This is a genomic window from Bradyrhizobium ingae, from assembly GCF_055791185.1.
In genome coordinates, this window is sequence record NZ_JBVUBB010000024.1 from 78882 (window position 1) to 102322 (window position 23441).

Here is a 23441-nt window from a genome sequence, read left to right on the forward strand (position 1 = left end):
CCGGCTATGGTTCAGGCAATTGTCTTTCTGCCTCTGCTGGGCGCCATTCTCGCCGGCCTGATCGCCATTTTCGGCGCGCATGGCCGCAACCCCAGCGGCGATACGGTCGAGCATCACGGCGACGATCACGGTCATGGCGATGCCCATGCCGCGGCCGCCCATGATGATCATTCTCATGACGATCATGGTCACGACGACCACCACGTCTCCGAGCCGCCGGCTCAGGGCTCGCGCGCGGCCGAGCTGATCACGACGACGCTGCTGTTCGTCTCGGCGGCCCTGTCGTGGTTCACGCTGGTCGACGTCGGCTTCATGCACCACGACGCGCGGATTCCGCTGCTGCCCTGGATTCTCTCCGGGGACCTCCAGGTCTATTGGACGCTGCGGGTCGACACCCTCACGGCCGTGATGCTGGTGGTGGTCAACACCGTGTCCTCGCTCGTGCACCTCTATTCCATCGGCTATATGGACCAGGATCCGAACCGGCCGCGCTTCTTCGGCTATCTCTCGCTGTTCACCTTCGCCATGCTGATGCTGGTGACGGCCGACAACCTCGTGCAGCTGTTCTTCGGCTGGGAAGGCGTGGGCCTCGCCAGCTATCTGCTCATCGGCTTCTGGTACCAGAAGCCTTCGGCGAACGCGGCCGCCATCAAGGCCTTCGTCGTCAACCGCGTCGGCGACTTCGGCTTTGCGCTCGGCATTTTCGCGGTTTTCGCGCTGGTCGGCTCGACTGATTTCGAGACGATCTTCCATGCGGCCCCCGGCCTCACCGGCAAGACCATCAACTTCTTCGGCTGGCACGCCGACGCCCTGACGTTCGCCTGCGTGCTTCTGTTCATGGGGGCGATGGGCAAGTCGGCGCAGTTCCTGCTGCACACCTGGTTGCCGGATGCGATGGAAGGCCCGACCCCGGTGTCGGCGCTGATCCACGCCGCGACCATGGTGACCGCGGGCGTGTTCATGGTGGCCCGGCTGTCGCCGCTGTTCGAGCTCGCGCCGAACGCGCAGGCCGTCGTGATGTTCTTCGGCGCAACCACGGCGTTCTTCGCCGCGACCGTCGGCCTCGTTCAGAACGACATCAAGCGCATCGTCGCCTACTCGACCTGTTCGCAGCTCGGCTACATGTTCGTGGCGATGGGAGCAGGGGCCTATTCGGTCGGCATGTTCCACCTGTTCACCCACGCCTTCTTCAAGGCGCTGTTGTTCTTGGGCTCCGGCTCGGTGATCTACGCGATGCACCACGAGCAGGACATCCGCAACATGGGCGGCCTGTGGCGCAAGATCCCCTACACCTACGCGGTGATGGTGGTCGGCACGCTTGCCCTGACGGGATTCCCGCTTACCGCCGGCTACTTCTCCAAGGACGCGATCATCGAGTCCGCCTACGCCTCGCACAATCCGTTCGCGGTGTACGGCTTCTTGATGACGGTCGTTGCCGCCGGCCTGACCTCGTTCTATTCCTGGCGCCTGATCTTCAAGACCTTCCATGGCGAGCCGCATGACGAGCATCACTACGAGGCTGCGCATGAGAGCCCGATCTGGATGCTGATCCCGATCGGCGTGCTCGCGGTCGGTTCCTTCGTCGCCGGATTGCCGTTCAAGGAATTGTTCGCCGGTCACGGCATCGAGGAGTTCTTCCGCGAGTCCGTGAAGATGAACCCGCACATCATCGAAGAGATGCACCACATCCCCGAGACCATCGGCTTCCTGCCGACGGTGATGATGATCGTGGGCTTCCTGATCTCGTACCTGTTCTACATCCGCCGGCCATATCTGCCTGTCGAGCTCGCGAAGACCCAGCCGATGCTGTATCAGTTCCTGCTCAACAAGTGGTACTTCGACGAGCTCTACGACATCATCTTCGTCCGTCCGGCGAAGTGGATCGGCTACCAGCTCTGGAAGAAGGGCGACGGCTTCATCATCGACGGATTCGGTCCGGATGGTGTTTCGGCGTCGGTTCTGCGCGTCACCCGCAACGTCGTGAAGATCCAGACCGGCTATCTCTATCACTATGCATTCGCCATGCTGATCGGCGTCGCCGGCCTGATCACCTGGTTCATGTTCGGCTTTGGAGGCCAGTAAATGACAACCTGGCCCATCCTTTCCGTCACCACGTTCCTGCCGCTGGTCGGTGCGCTGCTCGTCTACGCCGTGCGTGGCGATGACGAGGCGGCGCGGCGCAATGCGCGCTGGATTGCGCTCTGGACCACACTGATCACCTTTGCGGTGTCGCTGCTGCTGGTCGCCCGCTTCGACCCGTCGATCGCGGATTTCCAGTTCGTCGAGAAGGCCAACTGGATGGCTGCCGGCATCACCTACCATATGGGTGTGGACGGCATCTCGCTGCCCTTCGTGATCCTGACCACCGCCCTGATGCCGTTCTGCATCGTCGCGAGCTGGAAGGCGATCCAGAACCGGGTGCGCGAATACATGATGGCGTTCCTCATCCTGGAAACGCTGATGATCGGCACCTTCTCGGCGCTCGATCTCGTGCTGTTCTATCTGTTCTTCGAGGGCGGCCTGATTCCGATGTTCCTGATCATCGGCGTCTGGGGCGGCCCGCGCCGGGTCTACGCGTCGTTCAAGTTCTTCCTCTACACGCTGCTCGGCTCGGTCCTGATGCTGCTCGCCATCATGGCGCTCTACTGGAACGGCAACACGACCGACATCCCGACCCTGATGCACACGGCCGTGCCGCGGTCGTTGCAGACCTGGGCGTGGCTGGCCTTCTTCGCCTCCTTCGCCGTGAAGATGCCGATGTGGCCGGTGCACACCTGGTTGCCCGACGCACACGTCGAGGCGCCGACTGCGGGCTCGGTGATCCTGGCCGCGATCCTCCTGAAGATGGGTGGCTACGGCTTCCTGCGCTTCTCGCTGCCGATGTTCCCGCTCGCCTCGCATGACTTTGCGCCGCTGATCTTCACGCTCTCGACCATCGCCATCATCTACACCTCGCTGGTGGCGATGATGCAGGAGGACATGAAGAAGCTCATTGCGTATTCATCGGTCGCCCATATGGGCTTCGTCACCATGGGCATCTTCGCCGGCACCATGCAGGGCGTCGCCGGCGGCGTGTTCCAGATGATCTCGCACGGCATCGTCTCCGGCGCGCTGTTCCTCTGCGTCGGCATCGTCTACGACCGCATGCATACCCGCGAGATCGCGGCCTATGGCGGCCTCGTCAACCGGATGCCGCTCTATGCGCTGACGTTCATGGTGTTCACCATGGCCAATGTCGGTCTGCCCGGCACCTCCGGCTTCGTCGGCGAATTCATGACGCTGCTCGGCACCTTCAAGGTCTCGCTCCCGACGGCGTTCTTCGCCACCACGGGCGTGATCCTGTCGGCATGCTACGCACTCTGGCTCTACCGCAAGGTCGTGTTCGGGGCGCTGGTGAAGCCGTCGCTGATGACCATCAAGGACCTCACCTTCCGGGAGTGCCTGACGCTGTTCCCGCTGATCGCGCTGACGATCCTGTTCGGCGTCTATCCGAAGCCGGTGCTCGACATGTCGGCCGCCTCGGTCCAGCAACTCGTCAACAACTACAACACTGCGGTGACGGCCGTGAAGGCCGCCGCACTGCTCCAGTGAGCGGGCAGGTCAGGATATCGCCATGAGCTTTGAGACAGCAGGTTATCAACTGGCGCCGGTCGTGCCCGAGCTCGTGCTCGCGGTCGGCAGCATGGCGCTCCTGATGCTCGGCGCGTATCGCGGGCAGGGGAGCACGAAGGCGATCACGACACTCGCCGTCCTGCTCCTGGTCGCAACCGGCGTGCTGGTACTTCTGTTGCCCGCGGGCAAACAGGTGACCTTCGGTGGCAGCTTCATCGTCGACGATTTCGCGCGCTTCCTGAAGATCCTGGCGCTGATCGGATCGGCGGTGACGCTGATCCTGTCGACGGAGTTCTTGTCCGATCCGTCGCGCCGCATCTTCGAATATTCGATCCTCGTGCTGCTCTCCACCCTCGGCATGATGGTGCTGATCTCGGCCGGCGACCTGATCTCGCTCTATCTCGGTCTCGAGCTGATGTCGCTGGCGCTCTACGTCGTCGCGACCAGCAACCGCGACAATGCGAAGTCCAACGAGGCCGGCCTGAAGTATTTCGTGCTGGGTGCGCTCTCCTCGGGCATGCTGCTGTATGGCGCCTCGCTGATCTACGGTTTCACCGGCACGGTCAGCTTTGTCGGCATCGCGGCGTCTGCCACGACCGCCAGCGTCGGCCTGGTCTTCGGTCTCGTCTTCCTGCTGGCCGGCCTCTGCTTCAAGGTCTCGGCGGTGCCGTTCCACATGTGGACGCCCGACGTCTATGAGGGCGCGCCGACGCCGGTGACCGCCTTCTTCGCCTCGGCGCCAAAGGTCGCGGCACTCGCGGTCTTCACTCGCGCGACGCTGACCGCTTTCCCGGGCATCGTCACGCAGTGGCAGCAGATCCTGGTGTTCGTCTCGATCGCCTCGATGGCCCTCGGCTCCTTCGCCGCGATCGGCCAGACCAACATCAAGCGCCTGATGGCCTATTCCTCGATCGGCCATATGGGCTTTGCGCTGGTCGGCCTTGCCTCCGGTACGGTCGAGGGCGCGCAGGGCGTGCTGACCTACATCCTGATCTACGTCGCGATGACGCTCGGTTCCTTCGCCGTCATCCTGGCGATGAAGCGCAACGGCCAGGCCGTCGAGCAGATCAGCGATTTCGCCGGCCTCTCGCGCACCAACCCGCTGCTCGCCTTCTTGTTCGCAATGCTGCTGTTCTCGCTGGCCGGTGTTCCGCCGCTCGCGGGCTTCTTCGCCAAATGGTACGTCTTCGTCGCCGCGATCAAGGCCAACCTCTTTACGCTCGCGGTTCTGGGCGTGCTGGCGAGCGTGGTGGGCGCCTACTACTACCTCACCATCGTCAAGACGATGTATTTCGACGAGCCTGCCGGGCAGGTCGATCCGGTGCGCATCGAGGTGCGGGCTGTGCTGGCGGTGGCGGGCCTGTTCAACATCCTGTTTGCGCTGTTTGCGGGACCCGTCGTGAGTGTCGCCAGCGCAGCGGCAAAGTCGCTGTTCTAGGGATGGGCTTCGCGCTCGGTCATCGCGCTCTCAACGCGGGCTACCGCCTCGCAGCCTTCGACCAGATCGGCTCAACCAACACGGAAGCCCTGGTGCGCGCCCGCCAGGGCGAGCGCGGCCCGATCTGGTTCGCGACCTCGGAGCAGACGGCCGGGCGTGGCCGCCGCCAGCGTGCTTGGATCGCGCCGCGGGGTAATCTGGCGGCCAGCATCCTCGAGGTGATGGACGTCGCGCCGGCCGTCGCTGCCACGCTCGGCTTTGCGGCGGGGCTGGCTGAGGAGGCCGCGCTGGAGCGGGTCAGCGTCGAAGCCGCGCTTCGCCTGGGGCCCGACCGGCCCCGATATACCCTGAAATGGCCGAACGACGTGCTTGCTGATGGCAAGAAGCTCGTCGGCATCGGCCTCGAAGCCGAGGCCATCGGCAATCGCCTTGCCGTCGTGGTCGGCATCGGCACCAATGTCGTCGCGGCCCCCGAGGGAACGCCGACGCCCGCAGTGTCGCTGGCTGCTCTCGGGGTCCACATCAGCGCGGAGGAACTGTTCACGGCGCTTTCGGACGCCTGGGTTGAATTCCGGGGCATCTGGGACGATGGCCGCGGCTTTGCGGAGATCCGCCGTCTCTGGTTGGACCGCGCTGCTGGCCTTGGAGGGAAGGTTGCGATCCAGACCGGGAGCGCGACGCTCGAGGGCACCTTCGACACCATTGACGAGGCCGGTTGCCTGATCGTTCGTACTGCCGATGGCGGGCGCGTGCCGGTGGCCGCAGGCGAGGTGTTCTTCGGCGCGGCCGCGTCCGTGGGAGCGGCATGATGGCAAGACCCGACGAACTCGTGTTTGCCCCGCTCGGCGGCGTCGGCGAGATCGGCATGAACCTGTCGATCTACGGCCTCGGCAACCGCCACCAGCGCGCCTGGCTTGCGGTCGATCTCGGCGTCTCCTTCGGCGACGAGGAGCACCTGCCGGGCATCGACCTGATCATGCCCGACATCAGCTTCCTGGAGAAGGAGCGTAAGAACCTGATGGGCCTGGTGCTGACCCACGCCCATGAGGACCATTTCGGCGCCATCATCGACCTCTGGCCCAAGCTCAAATGCCCGATCTTCGCCACCAAGTTCAGCGCGGCGCTGTTCGAGGCCAAATGCGCGGCCGAGCGCAATGCACCGAACATCCCGGTGACGGTGATCCCATCCGGCGGGCGTGTCGATGTCGGCCCATTCAATGTCGAGTTCATCCCCGTGGCGCATTCGATTCCGGAAGCGCACGCACTGGCGATCCACACCACAGCCGGCACGGTGCTGCATACCGGCGACTGGAAAATCGATCCGACCCCGACCTTGGGAAGTCCGACCGATGAAAAGCGGCTGCGCGAGCTGGGCGAGGAGGGCGTGCTTGCTCTGATCGGCGATTCCACCAATGCGGTGCGCGACGGCCGCTCGCCCTCGGAAGCCGAGGTTGCCAGAACCATCATCGAGCTCGTCAAGGAAGCCAAGGGCCGCGTCGCGGTAACGACCTTCGCCTCCAATGTCGCGCGCATCAAGGCCGTTGCCGAAGCGGCCAAGGCGGCGGACCGCGAGGTCGTCGTGGTCGGCCGTGCCATGGATCGGGTCGTGCAGGTCGCGCGCGAGACCGGCTATCTCGACGGCGTGCAGAATTTCCGCTCGCCCGAGGTCTACGGCCACCTTCCGCAGAACAAGGTGCTGGCGCTGTGCACCGGCAGCCAGGGTGAGCCGCGCGCGGCACTGGCGCGGATCGCCAATGACGATCATCCCGAGATCACCCTCAACCGCGGCGACAGTGTGATCTTTTCCTCGCGGACCATCCCGGGCAACGAAAAGGCGGTCGGCTCGATCATCAACAACCTGGTCCTCCAGGGCATCGAGGTCATCACCGACCGTGACCACCTGGTTCACGTCTCCGGCCACCCCCGCCGTGACGAATTGCGCGACCTGATCGCCTGGACCAGGCCGCAGCTCCTGATCCCCGTCCATGGCGAGGCGCTGCACCTGCACGAGCACGCCAAGCTCGCGCGCGCTGCCGGCGTGCCGCGGGTGCTGGTCTGCCGCAACGGCGATCTGGTCAAGCTCGGCCCGGGCGATCCCGGCATCGTTGGGGAGGTGCCTTCCGGGCGGCTCTACAAGGACGGCACGATCCTGGAGGATTCCAAGTCCCGCGCGGTGGTCGAGCGGAGGCGGATGGCCTTCTCCGGCTGCGCTTTCGTCGCCATCGCCGTGACCGCGCAGGGCGAACTCGCGGACGAACCCGAGGTCGATCTCGTCGGCATCCCCGAGAAGAACAGGGCGGGCGAGACGTTCGACGACCTCGTCTTCGATGCCGTGATGTCCACGATCGAAGGCCTGCCGAAGCCGCGCCGCCGCGATCCCGATGCTTTGGCGGAGTCGGTGCGACGGGCCGTGCGCGCCGTGATCAACGAACACTGGGGCAAAAAGCCCCCCTGTCTGGTACATGTACTGACAGTCTAAATTGTTTGAGCATGAGCTTTCCGGAAAACCGCTTCGCACTTTGCGCTAACGCGGCCCTTCGGATCCGGATCATGCTCTAAGGGAGAGAACCATGCTGGGCCGGCTTAACCACGTCGCGATCGCGACCAAGGATGCCGTGAAGGCCGCCAAGATCTACGGCGCAGCGTTCGGGGCACAGATATCGGAGGCCGTCGCATTGCCCGAGCACGGCGTTACCACAGTCTTCGTGACCCTCCCCAATACGAAGATCGAGTTCATCGAGCCCTATGGCGAAGGTTCGCCGATCGCAAAGTTCCTTGAGCGCAATGCCGACGGCGGCATCCATCACGTCTGCTATGAGGTTGCCGACATCATCACCTCGCGTGACGTGCTGGTGAAAGAGGGCGCGCGGGTGCTCGGCGACGGCGTGCCGAAGATCGGTGCGCACGGAAAGCCGGTGCTGTTCCTTCATCCGAAGGACTTTTCCGGCGCGCTGGTCGAGATCGAGCAGGCGTAGGGCGGCGCATGGCCTACCAGATATCGACGGCAGTCGCGATTTACTTTGTCATCTGGTGGATTGCGCTGTTCTTGACGCTGCCATTCGGCATCCGGAGCCAGCACGAGGACGGCGAGGGCGCGCCCGGCACCGATCCCGGCGCGCCGATCCTGACTGGAATGCGCCGCAAGCTGATCTGGACCACGCTGATCTCGGCGGTCATTTTTGCCATCGGCATGTCTGCCTACCATGCCGGTTATCTCTCGATCGAACGCTTGTCGAAACTGATGGGAATGCCGTTCTAGCTAGGGCGCGGAATCATTAGTGCAAAGCCACTGCCTGAACGCCGTGGCTTTGGAGTAAGAGCTGACCTCAAGCGCAGCCTCGGTTCATTTGCGACCATGTCTGCTGATGTTGCGTACCTGACCATCTGATCGCGGCAACCCACGTTCCTTTTCTGGATGATCCGATAGCGACGATTCGACGCATGACTTGCGGTTTGGGCAAGCTCGTTGAACCTCGCGGACTTCACGCCAGACGAAAGCAATGGCGGAGAATTTAACTGCCTAGCGACCAGCCTAGATCGCCAAGCGAGCATGCTCCGCTTGTGAAATAGGAGGGACGACATGACCGACCTGGCAGCCCTGGCGAAGGGATTTCGCGGCCAGATGGTAACCCCGTCAGACGCGACCTACGACGCCGCACGCAAGCTCTACAACGGTATGATTGACAAGCGTCCGCGCCTGATCGCGAAATGCGTCGATGTTGCCGACGTGATTGCCGCGGTCAATTTCGGCCGCGATACCGGTGTTGCCGTTGCAATCCGCGGCGGTGGCCACAATGGCCCAGGGCTCGGTAGCGTCGAAGATGGTTTGGTCATCGATCTGTCCGCAATGAAGGGCGTGCGGGTCGATCCGGTTGCCCGGACCGCAGAGGTGGCTGCCGGATGCACCCAGGGCGACGTCGACCACGCGACCCATGCGTTCGGATTGGCTACTCCGGCTGGCATCATATCCACCACCGGCATCGCTGGACTGACGCTGAGCGGAGGTCACGGGTATCTGTCACGCAAGTACGGCTTGGCGATCGACAATTTGATGGAGGCGGACGTCGTTCTCGCCGACGGTCGCTTCGTGAGAGCCAACAAGGATACGAATCCTGACCTGTTTTGGGCCCTGCGCGGCGGCGGCGGCAATTTTGGCGTGGTCACGAATTTCGTCTTCCGGCTTCATCCGGTCAGTCAGGTCTACGCTGGGCCGCTCGCCTGGGATCAGAGGCATGCACGCGCGATCATGCAACGCTATCGCGAGTTCCTGCCCCAAGCGACGGAGGACCTCGGAATTTTCCTTGGCTTGAAGACGGTTCTGTCATCCGCTCCCTTCCCGCAGGAGCTGTGGGGAAAGCCGATTTGCCTTCTGATGTGCTGCTACAATGGCGGGGAGGACGATGGCAAGAAGGCGCTCGAGCCTCTACTTGGTGGACTGCCCGATCCATGGATCAACTGGATGGGGATGATGCCATATCCCGCCGTACAGAGCATGTTCGACGGGCTCTACCCGGCAGGAATGCAATGGTACTGGCGCGGCGATTTCGTCAAGAATCTACCAGACGAGGCGATCGACGCGCATCTCGCGCAGGCCGCAAACACGCCGAGCGAATTGTCGCTTATGCACCTTTACCCCATCGACGGAGCCGTTCATCGCATCGACAGTGGGGCGACCGCCTGGAATTGCCGCGACGCCACCTGGTCAATGGTTATCGCGGGGATTGATCCGAATCCGCAAAAGGCGGGCCCGGTCACGCGTTGGACCAAAGCTTATTGGGAAGCGGTTCATCCCTATAACCTGGCGGGGGCGTACCCGAACTTCATGATGGACGATGAGGGTGACGCGAGGCTCAAAGCGAGCTTTGGCAACAACTACGACCGCCTGGCCGCTGTAAAGAAGAGCTACGATCCGACCAACCTCTTCCGTGTAAACCAGAATATCAGGCCTGCGGCCTGAACGAACCGCAACTGCACAAGGCTCCCAGGTGCACGGCCCAACTGGTCGGTTCGCGCCTTGCGAAGTGCGAATGCGTACCCGGCGCCTGCGCCGGCAAAGGATCGGCTGGACTCGCGAGATTATCTAAACCGTGAGCCGGATCGTTCTGCAGACCGCGGTCGCCTCGCGAGGGCTCCAGGATGCGCTGCGCGAGCTGTAAGACAGAAAACAGTTCAGACCGTCGGTTCTGTGCCGAGTGCGGCTGCGCGCTACCCATTCCATGCCGAAATTGCGGCTTCCTAAATCAATCGAGCGTGAAATTTTGCGGCGGCTGCGGCGCCGCTTTCGCAACTGTCCTCTCGGGGCCTGACCTGCTTCCGCCTGCCACCGAGAGCCAGTCTGCGGCGGGCGATCGGCGACAGGTCACCGTCCTTTTTGCTGACTTGTCTGGCTTCACCCGCCTCAGCTCGGCACTCGACCCGGAGGAGACTCACCGTCTGCTCAACTCCTACTTCGAGCTCATCGACGATATCGTCGTGAACTACGGCGGCACGATAGACAAGCACATCGGCGACTGCGTGATGGCAGTATTCGGCGCGCCCACCGCCCACACCGATGACCCGGAACGAGCGGTGCGCGCCGCGCTCGATATTCATCCAGCGATCGAGAGGCTCAGGGACAAGGCTGGCCGCATTTTGAAGGTCCACCTGGGGCTTGCCTCAGGCCAGGTGGTCGCAAGCAAAACCGGCAGTCGCGAGCGGCAGGAGTACACTGTGACAGGGGATTCGGTGAACCTTGCCTCGCGCCTGACCGCGATGGCCGGGCCAGGCGAGACTTTCGTTTCCAGCGCCGTCTACCACTCTTTACTGGATCGCTTCGAAGGAGAAGAGGTCGGCGCAATATCGATCAAAGGTCTCGACAAGCAGGTCCCGGTCTGGCGCGTTCACAGCCTGCGGATCGCCGATTTACAGCGCATTCATAGGCGCGTGGTGGGCAGACACGGCGAACTGGTCCAGTTCAAGGGTGTTATTGCCAGCTGTCGAGACGCGGGTACGGGACTCGCCCTGTACATTCGCGGCGAGGCCGGGATCGGCAAATCGCGGTTGGTTGAGGAGTTTCAGCGGATCGCCTCGGGTCAACACTTCGCCTGCCATGTCGGCCGCGTGCTCGATTTCGGGGTCGGCAAAGGTCAGGACGCTATTCGAGCGGTGGTCCGCAGCTGCCTTGGATGCTCAGGACAGGACGAGAGAGCCGCTCGCGCGGCGGCGGAACGGCTTCTCTCGAATGAGCTCCTGAACCCCGACCAGCTGGTCTTTTTGAACGATCTACTCGACTTGCCGCAGCCGACGGAACTGCGGGCATTGTATGACGCCATGGATAATTCGGCGCGCAATCTCGGAAAACGCAAGACCGTGGCCGAGATACTCAAACGGCAAAGCGCAAGCCAGCCGCAGATGGTCACAATCGAAGATCTGCACTGGGCCGACGCCATCGCTCTTGCACATGCAGCTGAGCTGGCAAGGCTCACCGCACTTTGTCCATTCGTCCTGGTATTGACCTCACGCACGGAAGGAGACCAACTCGACGTGATGTGGCGCAGCCGGACACGCTCCGCGCCTCTTATCACAATCGATCTTGGTCCCCTGCGCGAGCAAGATGCGCTTGCCCTCGCGGGCGAATTCAGCGACGTGAGCGAACCGTTTGCGCTCGCATGTGTGAAAAGATCCGATGGACATCCGCTGTTTCTGGAGCAGCTCCTGCGCAGCGGTGGCGAAGGCGATCTGAACAGCATTCCGGCATCCATTCAGAGCCTCGTGCAGGCGAGGATGGACACCCTGGAGCCAGCGGATAAACACGCCCTTCAGGCAGCCTCGGTGCTGGGCCAACGCTTCTCACTCGATCTCCTGCACCAACTCATCAACAACGACCGTTATGTCTGTAAAGGCCTCATCGAGCAGGATCTCGTCCGTCCGGACGGCAATGATTTTCAATTTGCTCATGCCCTCGTCCAGGAGGGCACCTATTCCTCGCTGTTGACCGCAACCCGCCGGGAGCTGCATCGACGAGCCGCCGAATGCTTCGCCGAAAGCGATCCTGTGCTTCATGCGGCTCATCTCGATCGCGCTGGCGATCCCGCTGCACCTCGTGCCTACCTGTCGGCGGCTCGATCGCAGGCCGCCGCTTACCATAATGAGCGGGCACTGCACCTTGTCGAACGTGGTCTCGCTCTCGCAATCGAGCGGCCCGATGTCTACGCGCTGACCCAATTTCGAGGTGAGCTTCTACATGATCTCGGTGCAATCGCCGAAGCGCGGCAGGCTTTTCAACGAGCTCTCGAAGTCGGCGGAGATACCATTGACCGTTGCCGGGCGTGGATCGGCCTGGCTGCCGTGATGCGGATCAGCGATCAGATTCAGGACGCACTTCAAGCTCTGGAACAAGCCCAGGCGCTTGCGTCCGCTGAGAACCTGGTCGTCGACCTATCTCGAATACACCATCTCCGAGGCAATCTGTACTTCCCCCTCGGCGAGATCGAGAGCTGCGTCAAGCAGCACGATCTGGCCTTGCGGTACGCCCGGCAAGCCGGCTCGGCTGAGCGCGAAGCGCAGGCGCTGGGTGGCTTGGGCGACGCCGCCTATGTTCGGGGGCGGATGCTAACGGCGCGCCGTTACTTCGATCAATGCGTCGCCGTCAGCCGCCAGCATGGATTCGGCCGCATCGAGGTCGCCAATCTCAACATGGCTGCACTGACACGCCAATATGCGAACGAGTTGCCGACGGCAGCGGAGGACGCACTCACAGCCGCTGAAGCAGCCGTGCGCGTGGGTCACCAGCGCGCGGAATTGCTCGCTCGGAATATAGCTGCGTTTGCCTTGTATGATATGGCCGAGCTGCAGCGAGCGCGAGACCAACTACGACACGCCGGGGAGCTTATTGAGCGCATCGGCGCACGTCGTTTCGTGCCGGAAAACTTGACATATCTGGCGAAGATCAGTCGGGCGGAGGGCCGACAGTCCGAAGCCCGACGGTTGCTGGATGAGGCCATCGCTGTGAGCCGGGAGACCGGAATCACGTTTTTCGGGCCGCGTGTTCTGGCCGAGCAGGCGCTTGCCGTGGAAGACCTCGCCCAGCAACAGAAAGCACTGAGCGAGGGGGAGCAAATTCTGACCGCAGGCTGTGTTGGACACAATCACCTTTGGTTCTACCGGGACGCCATGGAGGCCGCGCTCAGCGTCCGGGACTGGAGCTCGGTCGATCGATATGCCTCCGGCTTGGCAACCTTTACGGAAGCTGAGCCACTTCCCTGGAGCGCTTTCTTCATCGCGCTGGGGCAAGCGTTGGCGGATTTTGGTTGCGGACGGGGCAATGACAGAACGTTGTGCGAGCTGCGGCATCTACAGGATCAAGCGGGCCAAGCTGGCCTCAAGCTCAGTGCGATAAGGATTGAGCAGGCGTTATCCACGGGCTGATCGTGCTACAGCCGAGACCGATTTTGTTATCTCCATAGCGGTCGCCGCTCACTGGTAAGGGGCTAGAGTCAGACGATCGAGAGCGCCGGCCTGAACTCGGTCAAGCCTGACAAATATACGGTCATTGCGAGCTTCACGCTGGTGGCGGACGGCGTCTATTGCGATTACGATCCGATCGAAAGAAAGGCCGACATCGGCTCGAGCTTCCCAAAGCGCGACTGACGATCCGGCCAAGACCATGGGCAGGAAACGTCATGACGCAGGGGCAGGCGGAGAACTATCGGATTTTGCATGAGGCGGATTTGCGGGACTATCTCGCGGGCCGTCCGAAGCTGGTGGCGGCTCTCGGCGGTGCGCCGGACGACTGGTCGATCACGGAGGTCGGCGACGGCAATCTCAATCTCGTCTTCATCGTCAAGGGAGCGCGCGGCGGCGTCGCCGTGAAGCAGGCGCTGCCCTATGTCCGCCTGGTCGGGGAAAGCTGGCCGTTGCCGCTGTCTCGTGCGCACTACGAATATCTGGCGCTGACGCGACAGGCCGAGCTCGCGCCAGGCCTCGTGCCGGTGGTGCTGCATCACAACGACACGCTTGCGCTCACGGTGATGGAGCTGCTGGAGCCGCACATCATCATGCGCAAGGGGTTGATTGCGGGCACGCAATATCCGCGCTTCGTCGACGACGTCTCCGCCTTTATGGCGCGGACGCTGTTCTTCACGTCCGATCTTGCGCTCGTTGCCGCGGAGAAGAAGGAGGGGATTGCGGCCTTTGCCGGTAACCACGCGCTCTGCAAGATCACCGAGGATCTGATCTTCACCGATCCCTATCGGATCGCGGAGCAGAACCGTTGGACCGCGCCCTATCTGGACGCGACGGCCGCGGCCTTGCGCGACGACATGGAGCTGCATGTCGCGATCTCCCGGCTGAAGCTAAAATTCATGGCGAGCCCAGAGGCGCTGATCCACGGCGATCTCCACACCGGTTCGATCATGGTCACTGAGAGCGAGACGCGGGTCATCGATCCCGAATTCGCGTTCTTTGGCCCGATGGGCTTTGACGTCGGGGCCGTCATCGCCAACCTGCTGATGGCCTACCTGGCCTCATCCGGACACGAGCGCTCGCCGGACGACCGGGCGGCGTTCGAGGCCTGGATACTGGAAACGATCGAGGGCGTCTGGAACGAGTTCGCACGCAAATTTCTCGACTTGTGGCGACGTGAGGCAAGGGGCGATGGCTATCCCGTTTCGCTATTCCCCGGTGAGGCCGGCGCCGCGCGACTGGAGACCGAGCGGCAGGCCTACATGGCGCGGCTGTTCCAGGACACCATCGGCTTCGCCGCGGCCAAGACCATTCGCCGTATCCTTGGCCTCGCGCACAATCTCGATTTCGAAGCGATCGCTGACGAGAAGCAGCGGGCGATCTGTGAGGCGCGCGCTCTCCGGCTCGCACGCAGGATGATGCTGGAAGCGCCGTCGTTCACGACGATCCGGGCGGTGACGGCGGCGGCGCGTGAAGTGGGCGACTGGCGGCCGGATTTTGCAAGGTAGTTAGGCGCGCACACATAAATCGTCAGTGATGACCGCTTCGCCCTGACACCGGCGCTTTTATGCTACCGCAGCAATTGCCGCCGTGGGGCTAATAGCGGAATGCTCGGAACCTCTGCCAATTTTGTGAGAAGGCCTCAACGTCCAGCGCGAATGCCGTCTTGGCAGAAACGCATCACCGCCCAGTATCCTGAGCCGGTGGCTTCAACACGCCGCATTCCGTTTTGGACCAACGCGCCAGCAATCATGCGGTTCATCCAGCCGTGCCCAACGAGAAGAACACCGCCTTTCGTGGCTTCCGTGAGCAAGATTGACGCTGCTCGCGATGCCCTGATTTTGGCCCCCGAATGAGTTTCTTGTGCAACCCCGCCCGCAAGCCAAAAAAGTCGACCTGCTGCCGTCCAAAACCCAGGCGGAAGCGACAAACTCAATGGTACGATCGCAACATCGGTCTCGTTGAAAACCGCGTCGGTTCGGATAGGCCGATCACCGGCTAACATCGCCGCCGAGTCCTTAGCTCGCGGCAGTTCGCTAGCAAAAATTGCTTGCGAAACACGTGCGGCCGCATGGCATATCGCTGAATTGGGCGGTGTTTGCGAAACTCTCGCCGCTGCATAAGTGTCAAGCCAGTCGATGAAAGCAGTTCGCGATAGGCGGTGTCGTCGATCGCAATCCGGCCTGCCGTGTCGCACCAAGTAAATGTCGAAGCGATTCATCTGGCTAGTGTAACACGTGGACAAGCTGCACGACCTTTTTTGCATCGGAGAACCATGCACGTCCGCTCCGGCTCATTTTCTACGGTTTCATCGGGGATTATCGACAGGGTGACGTCCGCGTTCACGAACCGAGGCCGAGCCAGAAGAGTTGCGATTGGCCAGATCTCTACCTTGCCTTCGTTCAACTCGCGTCAATCAGGCTATGGCCGCGTCTTGCTCACCCTACGGTTTTATACAGCGGCGCCATGATGCCATTGTGTCACTGATTTGCCCCCATGCATCAAAATAAATTTCGCAGAACAAAAGTTTGGGTTGGCCGTTATCGACTACTTTGCATGGGGTTGTTTTCGATATTTTGAAAGGAGGTTATCGCGTCCTCTACTCCGCCGCTTTCTCCCGCAGCCGCTGCGCGTAGACGTTGATGATCAGCGCCGCGAGCAGGATCAGGCCGCGGATCAGGATCTTCAGGAAGCTGTCGATGTTGACGTGGTCGAGGCCGTTGTTGAGCACGCCCAGCACGAACAGGCCGACGATGGTGTTGCCGATGCCGCCGCGGCCGCCGAACAGGCTGGTGCCGCCGACCACGACGGCGGCGATGGAGTCGAGGAGGTAAGTGTCGAACTCGTTCTGCTGCGCGCTGCCGAAATGGGCAACGCCGAGCATGCCGCCAATTCCGGCGCAGACCGCCGAAATGACCATCACGACGCCGAGGATCAGCTTGACGTTAAGGCCGGAATATTCGGCCGCCTCGCGGTTTCCACCGACCATGTAGACGTAGCGGCCGAAGCGCGTGTAGGTGAGCACGAGGTGGCCGGCGAGCAGCATCACGGCAGCGACGATGACGATCCAGGGTATGCCGCCGATCGAGCTTGAGCCGAGGGTCGCGATCAGATCGGGCACCTTGTAGGCGATCTGTCCGCGCACCAGCAGCGCGGAGATGCCGGCCGCGATCTGCATCATCGCCAGCGTCATGATGAAGGAGGGGATGCCGATCACGGTCAGCCCCAGTGCGTTGACGAAACCGAGAGCCGCGCAGAGCAGCAGCGAAAGCAGGATCGCGACGGCGCCGGGAAGGGGAATGTTGGCGATGTTGACGTAGGATTCCTGCATGGTGAAATAGGCCACCGCAATACCGGTAACGTTGGCGATGCTGGCGATCGAGAGATCGATCTCGGCGCAGAGGATCACGAAGGTGAGGCCGACGGCGATCACGCCGGTCACAGAGACCTGGGTGAGGATGTTGCCGAGATTGTCCAGCGTGGCGAAGGAGGGGCTTGCGAAGGCGAAGAACAGGCTCAGGAAGATCAGCGTCAGGAATGGCGCGATGTTGCGCATCTGCGATCGCAGGAAGGAACCGACGCCGCGAGGTCTGCGGGCCGCTCCGGAAACTGCTTCACTGCTCGCCATTGTGCTTCTCCGTCACGCCGCCTCCAAAAGGCGGTCTTTGCTGACAGGCTCGTTTTTGAATTCGCGCACCACCGCGCCGCGCTTGAGCACGAGAATGCGGTCGGCCAGCGACAGCACCGTCTCCGGTTCCGTCGACAGCACGATGATGGCAAGGCCCTTGGCGCGGAGGTCGCGCACGATGTTGATGACGTCGTTCTTGGCGCCGACGTCCATGCCGCGCGTTGGTTCGCAGAGGACCAGAAGCCGCGGCGGATAGGTCAGCCATTTGGCCAGCGCCACCTTTTGCTGGTTGCCGCCGGAGAGCATGCCGAGGTCGAGGCCCACCACGGGCGGCCTGATCTGAAGCTGCTCGACCTGGCGCTGTGCGATGTCGCGCTCCTGGGTCGGCTTGAGGAGCATGGCCGAGATGCGACCCAGAATGCTGATCGAGATGTTCTTGTAGACCGGCTCCTGGTGGAACAGCATCGCGCGCCGGCTCTCGGGGACAAGCGCCACGCCCGCACGCCGCGCGGCTGCGGTGGAAGCGAAGGACTTTGGCGTGCCGTCGACGATGAGGGCGCCGCTGTCCGGCTTCAGCTTGCCGAACAAAATGCGCGACAGCTCCTGCTGTCCGCAGCCCATGAAGCCGTAGATGCCCAGCACCTCGCCGGAACGCGCCTCGAACGAGACGTCCTGGAGGCTGCGTGCGAGTGAGAGCTGGTCGACCTTGAGGACGACCGGGCCCCCGTTGGCGGCGGGCAGCATCAGGTCGTCGGTGTAGCTGTGCTCGAGAGCTTCGCCACCGCGGCCAATCATGGCCTCGATCAGGGCGCCCTTGGTGGTCGCGCTCGCCGCGGTCTCGGCGACCTTCCGCCCGTTGCGGAAGACTGTCACCGTGTCGGACACGCGCAAGATGTCCTCGATGAAGTGCGAGATGAAGACGATGCCGGTGCCTTCGTCGCGCAGGCGCCGCAGCGTCGCGAACAGGCGCTCCACTTCGGGCGGCGAGAGGGCGGAGGTCGGCTCGTCCAGGATGACGATGCGTGCCCCGGAGAACAGCACGCGGGCGATCTCGATGAGCTGCTGGAGGCCGATCGGGAGGTCACCGAGTCGCGTCATCGGATCGACGTCGATGCCGAAGCGGGCGAGCTGCTCGCCGGCCTCGTGTGCCATGCGCCGCCACTGCACGAGGCCAAGCCGGTTGGTCGGCTGGTTGCCGAGGAAGACATTCTCGGCAACCGTGAGATCGGGCGCGACGCTGAGCTCCTGATGCACCATGGCGATGCCGGCCGCGTGCGCGTCGCGGGCCGAGCGGAACCGGGTCTCTTTCCCGTCGACCAGGAAGCGGCCCGAGAATTCCGGGTGCACGCCGGCGATGATCTTCATCAGCGTGCTTTTTCCCGCGCCGTTCTCGCCGACGAGACCATGGATCTCGCCGGCGTACAGCGCAAAGTCCACACCCCGAAGCGCTTCGACGCCGCCGAAGCTCTTCGTGATGCCCTGTAGTTCCAGGATCGGCGAACGGCCTTCAGGCATGGAGCAATCAGATCAGGAAGTGATCCTCCATCCACTGCATGCCGGCGGCGTTGGCCTTGGTCACGACCGGACCATCCGTCACCACGCTTTTCGGAATGCCCTGGCCGCTCTTTTCCCCGCCCACGACCGCAGCGACGCCCGCGATGATGGCGCCGCCATGGATGCGGCATGAGGGATTGCGGACAGTCGCGTACATCCGGCCCTCGCTTACCGCCTGGATCGCGGGCGGCATGGCGTCGACGCCACCGATCAGGATGTTGGTGCGGTTGTGCGCCTTCATGATGTTGGCGGCCGCGAGCGCCATGTCGTCATTGTGGAAGAAGGCCGCATCGATCTGCGGATACTTCGTCAGATAGGTCTCCCACAGGCGCGCGGTCTTGGAGACGTCCCAATCGGCCGGCTGGGTGTCGAGCACCTCGATGTTGGGGAATTGTTTGACGACCGAGTTGAAACCCTTCGCACGGCCTTGCGCGCCGGTGTGGCCGAGCGCGCCTTGCGTCATGATGATCTTGCCCTTGCCGCCCATGGCATTGCAGAGCGCCTGGGTCACCGATGCACCCATGAACTCGTTGTCCGGCGCCAGGAAGGAATGCACGTTGATCTGATCGAGCGGTGCGATCAGCGTGTCCATGTCGATGACGGGCGTGCCGGCATCGATCATCTTCTGCACGGGCTGGGTGAGGGTGCCGATGCCGAAGGCCTGGATCGCGACGAAGTCCCATTTCTGCGAGGCCATGTTGTCGATGGCCGCGCGCTGCTTCACCGCGTCGAGCTGACCGTCGAACCAGGTCACGTCGACGTTGAACAGCTTGCCCCAGAATTCTGCCGCCTGCTTGCCCTGCGCACACCATGTGGCCTGCAGGCCTGCATTGGAGAATGCCGCCTTCAACGGCTTCTCCGAACGTCCCATCTCGGCTGCAAGTGCAGGGTTGATCCCCATGCCGCCGAGGATGGCCGCCGCGGCGCCGGCGGTCGTTGCCGCCTGAAGAAGATCGCGCCTGGTTGTCGAGAAATCTTTCGTCTCGGACATCGCTCGCTCCCATGATTTTATCGTTGGCAGCGTCATTGTTTGCGCTACCAAGGCGGGCAGTGTCTCACAATCGACGAGTTCACGCCACCCGTTCTCGCGAACCGCGACATTGCACCTTGGTGCAACGCAAAGAGAGCTGGGCCGAAATGCCGGCGAAGCCCGCGCTCTCGGAGCGCATTACAGGCAGCACATCACGGGTCGCGCGAAAGAAGACGACGAGCAACTCTTGTGGTGTGCCGTAGGCGTCGTGCGAGGATATTTCTCGCAGCGCCGTGCGGAAATGTCCGCAGCGCTTGCTGACGAAATCGGGGGGCGCCCGATCATGAGGGCGACTATCGATCTTGGAATCGGCTCGCCGCCGTCATTGCGACACCTCGCCTGCGCTTCCGGATGTTCGGAAAACGGCCGCTGATGGACGAGTGATGTCAGATCGTCGCAGCGCGTCGCTGCAAGTCTTTCGACTAAATTGGCTGATGCGTCGATCGGCGTTGAACACCGGCACAAAAAAAGAGAGCGGGGCCCTAGCCCCGCTCAAAAATTGTGTCGACCCTATTATCCCCGATATCTGAGATTTGATCTTGATTGAACGGGGCGACGCTGCGTTTTGCGCGCCAGGGGCTCCTCCCGAGACTTGGACCACCAGACTTCGACCTCGCGGCCAGCCTGAGCAAAGAGATGCTAGATCAACTTTTCTCACTTGTCATCATTTTCGGCAACGATTGTTCAAAATTCATGCAGTTAACGAAATGATCAGGCTTTTCCGCCCCTAAGTATATGACAAATATAAGATATCTGTGGATATGGGGTTGCCCTGCATCTGCCTCAAATGCCGGACGTCAGCCTCCGGTCGGGCGTGGCGAACACAGTTTTCGAGAAATTTGTGATCGCGCAAGCAAAGCGGCGAACTGACCTCGACTCGGGCTCGGCGCGGTGTTTAGTTTCTCGGCGAACGAATGGTTCGGCGAATGCGCGCGCGGCTGCAAAAATTCCTGCCCCTGGTCCTGCTCGCTCTCGCGATGCAGGTGCTGGCGCCGATCGCCGCCTGCTGGGCCGCGGGTCTTGCGGCCGCCGATCCGTTTCCGAATGTGGTGATCTGCCACAGCACCGATGCATCGGGCGTAGGTGCGGCCGGCCAAACGAATCTGCCGGCGACGCATGCAGGAAGCTGTTCGATCTGCTGCCTGGCGCAGGCCAATGCGACGCTTGATTCGCCGCAGGCCACGTTCGCGACCCCGTTGCGGCTCGCAGAACCTTTGGTGTGGCATGAGCAAGCCGTGCTCGCGGTAACATCGCACGGCGGATCCAACGCCCGCGCACGAGCGCCTCCGCAGTTGACGTGAGCCTGGCGGCCGACCGGCCGCCGAATTCGCATGTCAGCATCGCGGAGATTCTCAAATGTCCAACTGTCATAAGCGTGCGGGCCTTCTGGGGCTCGCGCTTGCGCTCGTCCCTCATTCTGGAAGCGTTGCCCACGAGATCGTTGGCAACCGCTTCTTTCCGGCAACGCTGGGCATCGATGATCCCGGCGTCAACGATGAACTGTCCATTCCGACGGTCGACAGTTTCAAGACCGGAGACGTGCCGCCCGTTCGGCAGCACGACATCTCCGGCGAGTTCTCCAAGCGCATCACCGAGGACTTCGCCATTTCCTTCGGCTCGACCTACACCTTTCTCAATCCGACGGACCCGACCATCCCCGGCGCCAACGGATTTCAGAACCTGGAGACCACGTTCAAGTACCGGGTCTTCAAAGATCCCACGCATGAATTCGTGATGTCGGTCGGCCTCAACGTCGAATGGGGAGGCACCGGCGCGCAAAATGTCGGTGCCGATCCCTTCAACACCTACACACCGATGCTCTGGTTCGGCAAAGGCTTCGGCGACCTGCCTGATACGTTCTCCTGGCTTCGTCCCGTCGCCGTCACCGGCCAGGTCGGCTACGCGATCCCGGCCAGGAATTTCACAACGACGTTTGGGATCGATCCCGACACCGGCGGCCTGACCGGCGATACTGAATTTCATCCGCGCGTCCTGAATTGGGGCGGGACGCTCCAATACAGCATGCCGTACCTGAAATCCGCCGTCGTGGACCTCGGCCTGCCGGAGTTCGTCAATCACCTGATCCCGCTGGTCGAAGCCAATCTGCAAACACCGATTTCGAACACGCTCACCTCGGGCACAACGACGACAGGCACCATCAATCCCGGCGTGATCTGGGTCGGCAGCAAATATCAGGTGGGTGTTGAGGCGCTGATTCCGATCAATCGGCAAAGCGGGACGCATGTCGGCGTGATCGGACAGTTGCACTTCTATCTCGATGACATTGATCCTCGCGGCATCGGCAAGCCGCTTTTCGGTGGCCCGGTCCAATCTGCCAACCCTTTCGCAAGGAATTGACCGATGCGACGATCATCCCTCAATTCGATGATACTGTTCATGGTCCTCTTGCTGGCTTCGCTGACGGCCGGCGAAGCCAGCGCCCATGCCGAGCTCGACCACGCGGAGCCGCGCGTCGGCAACAAGGTGGCAAGCCCCCCGCGCGAGGTGACGCTCTGGTTCACCCAGAAACTGGAGGCCGCGTTCAGCTCGATCAACGTCACGGGTCCCTCCGGTCAGCGCGTTGACGCCGGCAAGGCACGCGTCAGCGGTAACCAGATGTCGATCCCGCTGAAGTCGGGTGGGCCGGGCACATACCACGTGAACTGGCGCGTGCTGTCTGTGGACACCCACACGACGGACGGCAGCTTCACCTTCCAGGTCGGTCCATGAAGGCCTGACCGCTCATGGATTGGTTAGCAGTACAAGCGCCGTTGGTTGCGACACGCGCGGTGCACTTCGCGGCAACCGCGATCATGGTTGGAGGCGTGATATTTCGGACCGTCATCGTTGCGCCGGTCGTGCGCTCGGAGGAGGCCGCGGCTGTGTCGTTCGAGGCTCCCACCTTGTGGCTCTCGTGGCTCGGTCTTGCCTTCGCGGTGATCTCCGGTGCGATCTGGCTGATGCTTCAGGCTGCCTCGATGAGCGGGATGCCGCTCGATGAGGCAATGTCCACGGATGTGTTGTCGACGGTGATCAACGAAACGCAATTCGGCCTGGTGACGATGCTTCGAGCAGGCCTTGCCATCTGTCTGGCGGCTTGCCTGACCTATGATCGTATCGCGATCGCGCGATGGGGTGGATTTGCGGCTGCGCTCGCATTCGCCGCAAGCCTCGCCTGGAGCGGCCATGCCGGCTCGACCCCCGGCGACGAAGGGTACCTGCATCTTGCCGCGGATGCACTGCATCTGGCCGCCAGTGCGGCCTGGATCGGTGGCCTGGCGTCATTGATCCTGTTCCTGGCTGCGGCCTGCCGAAAGAAGGCGATCTCGCTCGCGCGTGACGTAGTGCAGCGGTTTTCGATCGTGGGCATGGTCAGCGTGACAACCCTGCTGCTCACAGGATTCATCAACGCCACCATCCTGGTGGGCTCGGTTCACGCGCTGGTCGTCACCGAGTATGGACAGCTGCTACTGCTCAAGCTGGTCTTGTTCGCCCTGATGCTGGCGCTCGCCCTGATCAACCGGCTGGTGCTGACGCCGCGGCTTGCCGGGGGCGGCGCGTTGCGCTGGCTTGCGCGCACCAGCACCGCCGAGCTTGCTCTCGGCCTTGCCATCCTCGCCATTGTCGGGATGCTTGGCACGATGCATCCCGCGATACACCTGGTGAACTGAATGGTTGGTCTGCGTCAATCTGGTGAAAGAGCGATCTCGACTCCAGGGCGGTTCGTGTCTAGTGAG

18 protein-coding genes are annotated in these 23441 nt (G+C 62.5%); 14 read left to right on the forward strand and 4 right to left on the reverse strand.

The window, feature by feature from the left end; genetic code table 11:
• The first annotated feature begins 6 nt into the window (after positions 1-6).
• The 10 genes from nuoL to mtnK all read left to right on the forward strand — a co-directional run bounded on the left by nuoL (position 7) and on the right by mtnK (position 15000).
• Positions 7-2082, forward strand: a complete 2076-nt coding sequence (gene nuoL, locus ACV1FX_RS28225; RefSeq protein ID WP_473120828.1) for an NADH-quinone oxidoreductase subunit L — start codon at positions 7-9, stop codon at positions 2080-2082.
• A complete protein-coding gene (locus ACV1FX_RS28230) occupies positions 2083-3591 on the forward strand; it encodes an NADH-quinone oxidoreductase subunit M (RefSeq protein WP_473120829.1) in 1509 nt (502 codons plus the stop codon).
• 22 nt (positions 3592-3613) lie between these two features.
• Positions 3614-5050, forward strand: a complete 1437-nt coding sequence (nuoN, locus tag ACV1FX_RS28235; protein WP_473120830.1) for an NADH-quinone oxidoreductase subunit NuoN — start codon at positions 3614-3616, stop codon at positions 5048-5050.
• 2 nt (positions 5051-5052) lie between these two features.
• Positions 5053-5859 carry a biotin--[acetyl-CoA-carboxylase] ligase gene (locus ACV1FX_RS28240; RefSeq protein WP_473120831.1) on the forward strand — a complete coding sequence of 269 codons (807 nt, stop codon included), beginning with the start codon at positions 5053-5055 and terminating at the stop codon, positions 5857-5859.
• Complete coding sequence (locus ACV1FX_RS28245; RefSeq protein WP_473120832.1) at positions 5859-7529, forward strand: ribonuclease J; 1671 nt, start codon at positions 5859-5861, stop codon at positions 7527-7529. The genes ACV1FX_RS28240 and ACV1FX_RS28245 overlap by 1 nt, the downstream gene beginning before the upstream one ends.
• Before the next feature lie 91 nt (positions 7530-7620).
• Positions 7621-8025 carry a methylmalonyl-CoA epimerase gene (mce, locus tag ACV1FX_RS28250; protein WP_284263465.1) on the forward strand — a complete coding sequence of 135 codons (405 nt, stop codon included), beginning with the start codon at positions 7621-7623 and terminating at the stop codon, positions 8023-8025.
• Positions 8026-8033: 8 nt separating this feature from the next.
• Positions 8034-8309, forward strand: coding sequence for a DUF1467 family protein (locus ACV1FX_RS28255; protein WP_473120833.1), 276 nt, complete (start codon positions 8034-8036; stop codon positions 8307-8309).
• A gap of 321 nt (positions 8310-8630) precedes the next feature.
• Positions 8631-10007, forward strand: a complete 1377-nt coding sequence (locus ACV1FX_RS28260; RefSeq protein WP_473120834.1) for an FAD-binding oxidoreductase — start codon at positions 8631-8633, stop codon at positions 10005-10007.
• A 179-nt stretch (positions 10008-10186) separates the two neighbouring features.
• A complete protein-coding gene (locus tag ACV1FX_RS28265) occupies positions 10187-13456 on the forward strand; it encodes an adenylate/guanylate cyclase domain-containing protein (protein ID WP_473120835.1) in 3270 nt (1089 codons plus the stop codon).
• A gap of 254 nt (positions 13457-13710) precedes the next feature.
• Positions 13711-15000, forward strand: a complete 1290-nt coding sequence (mtnK, locus tag ACV1FX_RS28270; protein ID WP_473120836.1) for an S-methyl-5-thioribose kinase — start codon at positions 13711-13713, stop codon at positions 14998-15000.
• Positions 15001-15134: 134 nt separating this feature from the next.
• Here the strand turns inward: mtnK and ACV1FX_RS28275 are convergent, their stop codons facing one another.
• The 4 genes from ACV1FX_RS28275 to ACV1FX_RS28290 form a co-directional block, all read right to left on the reverse strand.
• Positions 15135-15758 carry a histidine phosphatase family protein gene (locus ACV1FX_RS28275; RefSeq protein ID WP_473120865.1) on the reverse strand — a complete coding sequence of 208 codons (624 nt, stop codon included), beginning with the start codon at positions 15756-15758 and terminating at the stop codon, positions 15135-15137.
• Between the two features lie 333 nt (positions 15759-16091).
• Positions 16092-17120 carry an ABC transporter permease gene (locus ACV1FX_RS28280; protein WP_473120837.1) on the reverse strand — a complete coding sequence of 343 codons (1029 nt, stop codon included), beginning with the start codon at positions 17118-17120 and terminating at the stop codon, positions 16092-16094.
• A 12-nt stretch (positions 17121-17132) separates the two neighbouring features.
• Entirely contained in the window at positions 17133-18635 is a 1503-nt protein-coding gene (locus tag ACV1FX_RS28285; protein ID WP_473120838.1) for a sugar ABC transporter ATP-binding protein, read from the reverse strand.
• Positions 18636-18642: 7 nt separating this feature from the next.
• Positions 18643-19665, reverse strand: a complete 1023-nt coding sequence (locus tag ACV1FX_RS28290; protein ID WP_458147284.1) for a sugar ABC transporter substrate-binding protein — start codon at positions 19663-19665, stop codon at positions 18643-18645.
• 965 nt (positions 19666-20630) lie between these two features.
• On the opposite strand from ACV1FX_RS28290, the gene ACV1FX_RS28295 reads away from it, so the two are divergent.
• From ACV1FX_RS28295 to copD, 4 genes are read left to right on the forward strand one after another with little or no spacing between them, the layout of a single operon-like run.
• The gene (locus ACV1FX_RS28295; RefSeq protein ID WP_473120839.1) at positions 20631-21005 is read left to right on the forward strand and encodes a DUF2946 family protein; all 375 of its coding nucleotides are present in this window, start codon (positions 20631-20633) and stop codon (positions 21003-21005) included.
• Between the two features lie 55 nt (positions 21006-21060).
• On the forward strand, positions 21061-22062 hold the full coding sequence (locus ACV1FX_RS28300; protein ID WP_473120840.1) for a hypothetical protein: 1002 nt from the start codon (positions 21061-21063) through the stop codon (positions 22060-22062).
• Positions 22063-22065: 3 nt separating this feature from the next.
• Complete coding sequence (locus ACV1FX_RS28305; protein ID WP_473120841.1) at positions 22066-22434, forward strand: copper resistance CopC family protein; 369 nt, start codon at positions 22066-22068, stop codon at positions 22432-22434.
• Between the two features lie 14 nt (positions 22435-22448).
• A complete protein-coding gene (copD, locus tag ACV1FX_RS28310) occupies positions 22449-23375 on the forward strand; it encodes a copper homeostasis membrane protein CopD (RefSeq protein WP_473120842.1) in 927 nt (308 codons plus the stop codon).
• Positions 23376-23441: the final 66 nt, after the last annotated feature.